Origin of the sequence: Streptomyces jumonjinensis (genome assembly GCF_009600885.1) — a bacterium.
Lineage (GTDB): Bacteria > Actinomycetota > Actinomycetes > Streptomycetales > Streptomycetaceae > Streptomyces > Streptomyces jumonjinensis.
In genome coordinates, this window is record NZ_VCLA01000192.1 from 179,179 (window position 1) to 188,898 (window position 9,720).

Sequence of the window (9,720 nt, forward strand, 5' to 3'; positions counted from 1 at the left end):
GCTCTGTGAAAAGTTGTCCACAGGGTCAGAGCATTAGTCGTTCAAATGGTGCAGTCATCGGGCGGATCACGCCCGAACCGTTCCGGACGCGGGACTTCCCGTACGGTCAGCGGGTAACGTCGGGGCGTGTCCGTCGAGCCTTCCCCCAGCGTTTCCGGGGAGCATCCGCCCCACCCCTCCCGCAGATCCCGGACCAGCGCGGTCGAGGTCCGCAGAAGCGCGCGCCGCCGCAGAACGGTCTCCGCCTATCGGGAGGGAGACCGCACCATCGTCCTGATCCCGGCCCGGATGTCCGAGGCGGAGGAGCAGCGCTGGGTGGGCGTGATGCTCGACAAACTCGCCGCGCAGGAGAGCAGACGGAACCTCGGCGACGGTGAACTGACCGAGCGCGCCGAGCGGTTGTCCGCCCAGTATTTCGAGGGCCGGGCGCGGCCGGCGTCCGTGCGATGGGTGACCAACCAGAACACCCGCTGGGGCTCCTGCACCCCCGCAGAGGGAAGCATCCGGCTCTCGCACCGGCTTCAAGGCATGCCCGAGTACGTCGTCGACTATGTACTCGTCCACGAGCTGGCGCATCTCCTCGTGCCCGGCCACGGACCGGGTTTCTGGCGGCTGCTGGAGGCATACCCCCGTACCGAGCGGGCCCGGGGTTATCTGGAGGGGGTCGTCGCCGCGGACCGGCTGCGGCACCTGCCCGGCACGGACAGTGAATGAATCGGATCGGTCGTGTGCGTCCGCGCCGCTCTTATTGATCGCCGTGTATCAAATGTGTCCCAGCGGCTGTTGAGGGCTTGGCTCAATGTAGTGGTCAACGGTTAGCCTGGCGCGACGTATTCATGTTCTGGGATGGGGGACGGACGTACGCATGGCCAGGGAATTCCAACGTGGCCACAAGGCCAGGATCAGCGATCTCACCGCGGGAACGGATCTGTACGTAGGCGTCCAGATCGCGTCCCCGGGGCTGACCTTCGACATCAGCTGCTTCGGTCTCGACGCCGATGAGCGGCTTTCGGACGACCGGTACTTCGTCTTCTTCAATCAGCCGAAGTCACCGGAGGAGTCCCTTCAGCTCCTTGGCGCACAGGCCGGTGACACCGAGTCGTTCCGGGTCACCCTCGACCGTCTGCCGGCGCATGTCCACCGGCTCTCGTTCACCGCGGCCATCGACGGCGCGGGACAGATGTCGCAGATCGGCCCGGGGTACATCCGTATCGTCGCGGGGGGCGAGGAGGTCGCCCGCTATCCCTTCACCGGCTCGGAGTTCACCACCGAACGCGCGGTGATGCTCGGCGACTTCTATCTGAAGGACGTGTGGCGCTTCGCAGCCATCGGCCAGGGTTTCGACGGCGGACTCGAAGCGCTGCTGAAGAACTTCGGCGGCGAGGTCGCCGAAGAACAGCAGGCGGCCCAGCAGCCGATGGGAGCCGCACCGGCGTTCGCGCCGCCCGCCCAGGCCGCGGTGCCTCCGGCCTTCGGCGTCCCGCCCCAGGCTTCCCAGACACCCCAGATACCTCACGCACCTCAACCCGCGCCTTCGTTCGGCACCCCCGCCGCCTCGCCCCCTGCACCCCCGCAGACACCCCCATCCGCCTACCCGCCGCCGCAGCGGAACCCGCAGATCCATACGGCGCACACCATCGCCGCGCCGGTGTTCCCGCCCGGCGGCGCGGTGCCGCCGCCTCCTCCCGGGGACGGCCTGCCGCCGCAGCCTCCGCAGTTCGGACAGGCACCGGGCCAGACCATGCCGCTAGCCCCGCCCGCACCGTTCGGAGCGCAGCCCTCCGCACCGTACGGACAGCCCCAGGGCGTCCCCGCGGCCGGCGCGGGGCTTCAGGCCGCCCTCCAGCCCTATCGCGAGACCCCCACGGGCCAGCGCTGGACCCCGCAGAATCAGCAGCTCATGCGGGTCGAACTCGGCATAGGCGGCTCCGCGGTCCTCGCCCGCCAGGGCAGCATGGTGATGTACCAGGGCAGAGTCGACTTCAGCCACAAGAGCGCCGGCTACGTCGGCCGGAAGCTCGGCGACGCCACCGGCCAGGAGATGCAGCTGATGCGCTGCTCCGGCCGTGGCCAGGTCTTCCTCGCGGAGGACGCCGCCCAGCTGCACCCCATCGAACTCCAGGGCGACGGCATCTGTGTCTCCGCGGAGAACGTCCTCGCGTTCGACGAGACGCTCCAGTACGAGATCCGCCGTATCGAAGGCCATGGCATCCCCGGCGGCGCGCTGTTCACCATACAGCTCACCGGCACCGGCACCGTCGTCGTCAAGACCCGGGGCACTCCGGTCGTCCTGCCGGTCACACCCACCACCTTCGCCGACGCCAACGCCGTCGTCGCCTGGTCGTCCGCGTCCCAGGTGATCCTCTCCAGCCAGGTCCGGCTGCGCCGCAACGCCTACCCCGGGCACAGCGGGGAGACGGTCAACCTCCAGTTCCGGGGCGCACCCGGCAACTTCATCGTCGTTCAGCCGTACGAGGTCTGAGGGAGCCCGGATAATGAATCAGCAGCTCGCGGGCTACGCCCCGACCCCGGTCGTGGCCCGGATGGAGAACCATGGCCGCACCATGCTGAAGGTCGCCATGGCCACCGGCCAGGACCTGTTCGCCCGGACCGGCTCGATCGTGTCCTACGAGGGCTTCATCCAGTACGAGCCGAACCCGCCCGCCGCCCGCCAGGCCGCGGCCCAGTGGGTGAGCGGCGAGGGCTCCCCCGTCATGAAGTGCTCCGGCGACGGACTGCTCTATCTCGCGGACTACGGCGCCGACGTGGTCGTCATCCATCTCGACGACGACGCCATCTCGGTCAACGGCACCAATGTCCTCGCCTTCGACGCCCATCTCCAGTGGGGCGTCGAAAGGGTCAAGGGGCTCGCCAAACTGGCGGGCCAGGGCCTGTGGAACGTGGAGATCTCCGGCACCGGCTGGGTCGCGCTGACCTCACGCGGCACCCCGGTCGTCGTGGACTGCGGCAAGGGCGAGGACGAGACCTACGTCGACCCGGACGCCCTGGTCGCCTGGTCGCCGAAGCTCAAGGTCAAGGGCAAACGCAGCTTCAAGGCCTCCTCGCTCATCGGGCGGGGCAGCGGGGAGGCGTATCAGATGGCCTTCTCGGGCCAGGGCATCGTCGTCGTACAGCCGAGCGAGGACAGCACCGACCGTCTGCGGATCCGGGGCTGAGGGGAGCGAGAACACACCATGCAGAGCCCGCTTTTCCAGCATGTGGAACTACAGTCGCATGAACGCTATGCCGTGCAGAACCCGCAGCTCCTCAGGGTCGCGCTCACCGGCCATGACGATGTGCTCGCCCGTAAGGGGGCGATGGTCGCCTATCAGGGGCTGGTCGACTTCGACGGTGAGTACGAGTCGTCCGGCCGCCGGCGCGACCGGGCCGCCACCGGCGAGGGCCTGGAGCTGATGCGCTGCTCCGGCCAGGGCACCGTCTACCTCGCCAATCTCGCGCAGTACGTGCATGTCGTGGACGTCGACCGGGACGGTCTGACCGTCGACAGCGACTACGTCCTCGCGCTGGACTCGTCGCTGCACACCGAGGTCATCGCGGTGGACAGCCAGTACGGGATCTCCGGATCCGGGAAGTACCAGCTCAATGTCGTCGGCCAGGGCAAGATCGCGCTGATGACCTCGGGGATGCCGCTGATGATGTCGGTCACCCCCGACACCTACGTCAATGTCGACGCCGACGCGATCATCGCCTGGTCCACCCCGCTGCGGGTCCAGATGCAGGCCCAGACCCATTCCTCGAACATTCTGCGACGGCGCGGCAACACCGGGGAGGGCTGGGAGCTCAACTTCCTCGGGCGGGGCTTCGCCCTCGTACAGCCCAGCGAGGTCATGCCGCCGCAGAACGCACAGATCGGCGAGGGGCTGCGCGGACAGTACGGGAACGGTGGTCAGAACCGGAACAACGTCTGGTCCTGACTCCCTGGACGGGATACAAGCGGTAAGGGGCGACCTCCAGGGAGGCCGCCCCTTACCGCTTGTCAGTACTTGTCACTGCTGCCGGTGCTGTAGGCGCCTACAGCACCGCGCGGGTGCGCTCCAGCAGCCGTACGACCGAGGTGTCGGCGACCTCCGGCACCTCGTCATACGCGAACCAGCGCAGATCCAGCGACTCGTCGCTGATCTCCGCCACCGCCCCGGCCGGAGCCAGCGCCGCGTACTGCACATCCAGATGCCAATGGCACGGAGCCGGGATCGGATGCCGGTCCAGCCGCACCGGGCGGCCGGCCCCCAGCAGCGTCAGGCCCTGGATGCCCGATTCCTCAGTGGCCTCGCGCAGCGCGGCACCGGAGAGCGTCGTATCGCCCGGCTCGCAGTGGCCGCCCATCTGAAGCCACATGCCGAGCTTTCGGTGCAGGGTCAGCAGCACCCGTCCGCGCTCCGGGTCGATCACCAGAGCGCTGGCCGTGACATGCCCGGCCGTACAGGACTTCCACATGCCGTCGGCATGGTCGAGGAGATGATCCAGATACAGCTGCCGCAGCTCCTCCTGGTCCGTCTCGCAGTCCTTCAGCACCAGAACGGCGTCATCGTGCAGGCTCACCGGCCGGCGCCGTCCTTGCCGTCCTCGCCGTCCTTGCCGTCCACGGCACCCTTGCCCTCGCCGTCGTCGTTCCCCGGGGCCTCGCCCTCGGAGCCCGCGCCAGCGCCCTTGGACGCGGCCTCGCCGAGCATCTTGTCCAGCTCCGAGAAATCGAGGTGCTCACGGTGGACGAAGCCGTCCGGGTCGTCCAGATCGGTGGCCGTCGGCAGCATGTCCGGGTGCTCCCAGAGCGCGTCGCGTCCGTCCACACCGCGCGCGTCGGTGAGCGAGGCCCAGAGCCGGGACGCGTCCCGCAGCCTGCGCGGGCGCAGCTGGAGACCGATCAGCGTCGCGAAGGTCTGCTCGGCGGGACCGCCGGACGCCCGCCGCCTGCGCAGGGTCTCCCGCAGGGCCCCGGCCGAGGTCAGCCGGGTCGAGGCGGCCTCATGGACCACCGCGTCCACCCAGCCCTCGACCAGCGCGAGCGCCGTCTCCAGCCGGGCCAGCGCCGCCTTCTGCTGCGGAGTGTCCTCCGGCTGGAACATGCCCTGCTGAAGAGCTTCCTGGAGCTGCTCGGGGTGCGACGGGTCGAACTGTCCGACCACGTCCTCCAGCTTGGTCGTGTCGACCTTGATCCCCCGGGCATAGCCCTCGACCGCGCCGAAGAGATGCGAGCGCAGCCACGGCACATGGGCGAAGAGCCGCTGATGGGCCGACTCGCGCAGGGCCAGATAGAGCCGGACCTCCTCCTTCGGCACACCGAGGTCCTTGCCCAGCGCCTCGATGTTCAACGGAAGGAGCGCGGCCTTGCCCGCGGGACCGAGCGGCAGGCCGATGTCGGTCGAGCCGACCACCTCGCCCGCCAGCACTCCCACGGCCTGGCCGATCTGCTGGCCGAACATCGCCCCGCCCATGGAGCGCATCATGCCGATCAGCGGGCCGGCCATGGCCTGCATCTCCTCGGGCAGCACACTGCCCATGGCGATGCCGACCCGCTCGGCGACCGGGTCCGCGAGCTGCCGCCACGCGGGCAGGGTCTCCTCGACCCACTCCGCACGGCTCCAGGCCACCGCGGTGGTCGCGCCGGACGGCAGCGAGGTCACCCCGTCCAGCCAGAGGTCCGCCAGCCGCAGGGCCTCCTCGACCGCGGTGCGCTCGGCGGGGCCCACGCTCTCGTCCTTGGTGCCGTCCGCGGTGCCCTGCGAGACCGTCTGGCGGGCGATCTGCTTGGCCATGTCCCAGTTCACCGGGCCGCCCTCATAGCTCAGCATCTGGCCCAGCTGCTGGAAGGCGGCGCCCAGGTCATTGGGGTTCAGCGAACCGAACATGGCGGCGAAGGGATTGTCCGCGCCGCCGTCCCCGAGGCCGAATCCGAAGGGATTCGCCGGGGAGGGACCGCCGGCGCCGTGGCCACCGCCGGCGGGATCCTTCTTCTTGCCCTCGTCGCCGTTCTCCGGCTCCTCCGGCGGAAGGCCGAATCCGAATGGGGTGTCACTCACGGGTTTCCTCGGCTCGTAGGGCCGCCGGCTTCTGACCGACGGCGAATGCCCGACAACACTCCCAGCGTAGACACCCCGGCCCGCATCCGGGCTCGGTGCTCCGCCGACTCGTGGCCTGGGGCAGGATGGACGCCACCTGGTACGTACGCGTCATGCGCTCACGTACTGAAGACAACCGCTGGAGACGCCTGGTGAGTTCCCCAGATCCGCAGGTTCGCGGAGCGCGAAACCGCTCAACCCCGTCGTCCGGCGACGGGCCGCAAGGACGCGGCCCCGTGGTCGCGGTCACGGGCGCCGCCACCGGCACCGGCGAGCTGCTCGCCCGGCGGCTGGCCGCGTCCGACGAGGTCAAGCAGGTGATCGCGATCGACGAGCGCCGGGGCGAGGTCTCCGAGGCGCAGTGGCACATTCTCGACGTCCGCGACCCGGCGATCGCCGAGAAACTGCGCGGAGTCGATGTGGTGGTGCATCTGGCGCTCGATCTCGACCTGGAGAGCGACGACGCGGCCCGTACCGCGTACAACGTACGGGGGACGCAGACCGTACTCACCGCGGCGGCGGCAGCCGGTGTGCGCCGGGTGGTTCTGTGCACCTCCGCCATGGTCTACGGGGCGCTGCCCGAGAACGACATCCCGCTCTCGGAGGACGCCGAGCTGCGCGCCACAGCCGAGGCCACCGGTGTCGGTGATCTGCTGGAGATCGAGCGTCTCGGCCGCCGGGCCCCGCGCGCCCACCCGGGGCTCAATGTGACGGTGGTAAGGCCCGCCATCCTGGTGGGCGGCACTGACACCGCGCTCACCCGCTACTTCGAGTCACCACGGCTTCTGGTGGTCGCCGGATCGCGTCCGACCTGGCAGTTCTGCCATGTCGACGACCTGGTGAGCGCTCTGGAGTACGCGGCCCTGGAGAAGGTCGAGGGCGAGCTCGCCGTGGGCTGCGACGGCTGGCTGGAGCAGGAGGAGATCGAGGAGCTCAGCGGCATCAGACGGATGGAGCTGCCCTCCGCCGTGGCCCTGGGGGCCGCCGCCAGGCTCCATCGCATCGGTCTCACCCCGTCTCCGGCCGGGGATCTCGCCTACACCATGCATCCCTGGGTGGTGAGCGTCAGCCGTCTCCATGACGCGGGCTGGCGACCGCGCTGGACGAACGAGGGGGTGCTCGCCGCGCTGCTCGAAGAGGTGGAGGGCCGCCATACCGTCGCGGGCCGCCGGCTGGGCCGCAAGGACGCCACCGCGGCGGGCGCGGCGGGCGCCACGGTCGCCCTGCTCGGCACGGCCGCGCTGGTACGCCGGGCCCGCAAGGCACGCCGACGGCTGTAGCCCCGGCCGGTCGGGTCTCCCGGGGCCCCGGGACCCGGGAGCGCTGGGGGACCTGACGTGCGAGGCGTACGAGCCGTACTGGGCGTACGAGGCCCTCTGCCCACTGTCAGTGGCATACGGCACGATGGGGTCATGGGCAACCGATACGACCATCCGGGTGAGCAGACGGCTCAGGATCCGATCCGTCTGCTCGCCGTCCGTGACGCTCCGCTCTCCGTCGACGAGATCCTCGCGGCCGTGGGCGACGACGCCGCGGGCGGCACCGCGCTCTTCGTCGGCACCGTGCGCGATCACGACGGCGGCGTCGATGTGGCGTCCCTCGGTTACTCCTGTCATCCGACCGCGGAGGCGGAGATGCGCCGAATAGCCGAAGGCGTCGCCGCGAAGTTCCCGGTGCGGGCGCTGGCGGCCGTCCACCGAGTGGGGGATCTGAGGGTGGGGGACCTGGCGGTCGTGGCAGCGGTGGCGTGCGCCCATCGGGGTGAGGCCTTCGACGCCTGCCGGCAGCTGATCGACGACCTCAAGCGCGAGGTCCCGATCTGGAAGCACCAGACCTTCGCCGACGGAACAGAGGAGTGGGTGGGCGCGTAGCGCCTCGTTGGGGGGCGGTGGTCGGGTGACAGAGGGGTGGGTGGCGCGTAGTGCCTCGTTGGGGGGCGGTGGTCGGGCGACGGGTGGGCGGGTGGGCGCGTAGCGCCTCGTTGGGGGGTGGTGGTCGGGTACCGGCTCGCACCGTCGTTCGGGGGATGGGGGGTGGCTGAAACCCGTATGGGAGCCAAGCGCCCGATTTGCGTAACCGCCCCCCTGCCGTGAGCGTTGAACTGGCAGATGGCTAATCTGCTGATCACTCAGTTGCGTTCGCTCATGGGGTAGGGAGGTCGCGATGGCAGCGCTCGCCTGGTTGTTGATTCCGCTTTTCGCCGTTGTCGGTGCTGCGATATGGGGCGGCTGGGCCGCACGGAACCGGACGACCGGGGATGTGGCCGAGCTGGCCGGATACGCGCGGTTTCGCGACGCGATGGAGAAGACCGGTTCCGGTAACAGCCCCACCGAGTAGCGGCCCCGCCGACGTGATCTGATGCCGTCGGCCGGCCCTCCCGCGCGGCGGCCGAGCGGTCCCCGTACGGTCCGGCCCGGACAGTGCGTTGACAGCTCCGTCCCGTACTGTCGTTCCATGCCACGCCGCACCGCGACGATGCTCGCCTCCACCCTGATTTTCATCGCGCTGCTCTGTGCCGGGGTACTGATCCCCGTTCCCTACTCCGAGATGTCTCCCGGGCCCACGTTCAACACTCTCGGCAAGGCCCGGAACGAGCCGGTTCTGGAGATCTCCGGACGCAAGACCTACCCGACCACCGGTCATCTCAATATGACAACGGTCCGGGTCACCGGCGCGGAGTACCGGATGAACCTCGTCGAGACCGTCTACGGCTGGCTGGCGCACGACAATGTGGTCGTGCCGCACGACACTCTCTACCCGGACGGGAAGACCGAGGAGGAGTCGACACAGGAGAACGCCGAGGAGTTCACCCAGTCGCAGGAAAGCGCGAAAGTGGCCGCGCTGAAGCAGCTGAAGATCCCCGTGCGGTCCCAGGTCGTCGTCTCCGCCGTCCTCAAGGACAGTCCGGCCGAGGACCGGCTGCACGCCGGTGATGTGATCCGGGCCGTGGACGGGGAGCCGGTGAAGGAGCCCGGGGACGTGGTCGAGCTGGTCACCCGGCACAAGCCCGGCGAGGACGTCGTCTTCACCATCGTTCCGGCGAAGGAGGCCGTGGCCGCGGAGAAGGCGGACCGGGAGCCCACCGCCACCGAGAAGGTGACCGTCACCACCGCCCGCTCCGCCGACGGCAAGAAGGCGATCGTCGGCATCGAGGCCGGGACCGACCACGCCTTCCCGTTCACCATCGACATCAATCTCGCCGATGTGGGAGGCCCGAGCGCCGGCCTGATGTTCGCGCTGGGCATTGTGGACAAACTCACTCCGGGCGATCTGACCGGCGGCGCGTTCGTGGCGGGCACCGGCACGATCGACGACGCGGGGAAGGTCGGTCCGATCGGCGGTATCGAGATGAAGCTCGTGGGGGCGCGCGAGGCGGGCGCGGAGTACTTTCTGACCCCGAGCGACAACTGCGCGGCGGCGGCGTCGGACATCCCCGAGGGGCTGACCCTGGTGAAGGTGGACACCATCGCCGACGCGACCGCATCGCTCAAGAAGATCGACTCGGGGGACACGGCCGGGCTCCCGAGCTGCTCGTCGAGCTGAGCCCAAGCCCGAGCCCAAGCCCTAGCCCGAGCTGAGCGGTCGGCCCGAGCGGTCGGCCCGAGCCTCAGCCGAGGACTGCGATCCGGGATGCAGGGCCGCC

10 protein-coding genes are annotated in these 9,720 nt (G+C 69.7%); 8 read left to right on the top strand and 2 right to left on the bottom strand.

Going from position 1 to position 9,720, the window contains the following annotated elements:
• The first annotated feature begins 126 nt into the window (after nucleotides 1-126).
• The 4 genes from FF041_RS31490 to FF041_RS31505 all read left to right on the top strand — a co-directional run bounded on the left by FF041_RS31490 (nucleotide 127) and on the right by FF041_RS31505 (nucleotide 3,935).
• Nucleotides 127-714 (top strand): M48 metallopeptidase family protein, encoded by a 588-nt coding sequence (locus FF041_RS31490; protein ID WP_323371306.1) that lies wholly within the window; start codon nucleotides 127-129, stop codon nucleotides 712-714.
• A gap of 151 nt (nucleotides 715-865) precedes the next feature.
• Nucleotides 866-2,482: a TerD family protein gene (locus FF041_RS31495; RefSeq protein ID WP_153525910.1), complete on the top strand. Its 1,617-nt coding sequence runs from the start codon at nucleotides 866-868 to the stop codon at nucleotides 2,480-2,482.
• Between the two features lie 13 nt (nucleotides 2,483-2,495).
• Complete coding sequence (locus FF041_RS31500; RefSeq protein WP_153525911.1) at nucleotides 2,496-3,176, top strand: AIM24 family protein; 681 nt, start codon at nucleotides 2,496-2,498, stop codon at nucleotides 3,174-3,176.
• Nucleotides 3,177-3,194: 18 nt separating this feature from the next.
• Complete coding sequence (locus FF041_RS31505; RefSeq protein ID WP_153525912.1) at nucleotides 3,195-3,935, top strand: AIM24 family protein; 741 nt, start codon at nucleotides 3,195-3,197, stop codon at nucleotides 3,933-3,935.
• Nucleotides 3,936-4,032: 97 nt separating this feature from the next.
• Here the strand turns inward: FF041_RS31505 and FF041_RS31510 are convergent, their stop codons facing one another.
• Both FF041_RS31510 and FF041_RS31515 read right to left on the bottom strand, forming a co-directional pair.
• The gene (locus FF041_RS31510; protein WP_323393255.1) at nucleotides 4,033-4,560 is read right to left on the bottom strand and encodes an NUDIX hydrolase; all 528 of its coding nucleotides are present in this window, start codon (nucleotides 4,558-4,560) and stop codon (nucleotides 4,033-4,035) included.
• Complete coding sequence (locus FF041_RS31515) at nucleotides 4,557-6,038, bottom strand: zinc-dependent metalloprotease (RefSeq protein ID WP_323393257.1); 1,482 nt, start codon at nucleotides 6,036-6,038, stop codon at nucleotides 4,557-4,559. The genes FF041_RS31510 and FF041_RS31515 overlap by 4 nt, the downstream gene beginning before the upstream one ends.
• Before the next feature lie 191 nt (nucleotides 6,039-6,229).
• Here FF041_RS31515 and FF041_RS31520 point away from each other — a divergent pair, with 191 nt between their 5' ends.
• From FF041_RS31520 to FF041_RS31530, 4 genes are all read left to right on the top strand, one after another.
• A complete protein-coding gene (locus FF041_RS31520) occupies nucleotides 6,230-7,357 on the top strand; it encodes an SDR family oxidoreductase (protein WP_323393258.1) in 1,128 nt (375 codons plus the stop codon).
• A 132-nt stretch (nucleotides 7,358-7,489) separates the two neighbouring features.
• The gene (locus FF041_RS31525) at nucleotides 7,490-7,948 is read left to right on the top strand and encodes a molybdenum cofactor biosynthesis protein MoaE (RefSeq protein WP_153525914.1); all 459 of its coding nucleotides are present in this window, start codon (nucleotides 7,490-7,492) and stop codon (nucleotides 7,946-7,948) included.
• A 292-nt stretch (nucleotides 7,949-8,240) separates the two neighbouring features.
• Nucleotides 8,241-8,414, top strand: a complete 174-nt coding sequence (locus FF041_RS38290) for a hypothetical protein (RefSeq protein WP_194292252.1) — start codon at nucleotides 8,241-8,243, stop codon at nucleotides 8,412-8,414.
• A 117-nt stretch (nucleotides 8,415-8,531) separates the two neighbouring features.
• Nucleotides 8,532-9,620: a YlbL family protein gene (locus FF041_RS31530; RefSeq protein ID WP_153525915.1), complete on the top strand. Its 1,089-nt coding sequence runs from the start codon at nucleotides 8,532-8,534 to the stop codon at nucleotides 9,618-9,620.
• Nucleotides 9,621-9,720: the final 100 nt, after the last annotated feature.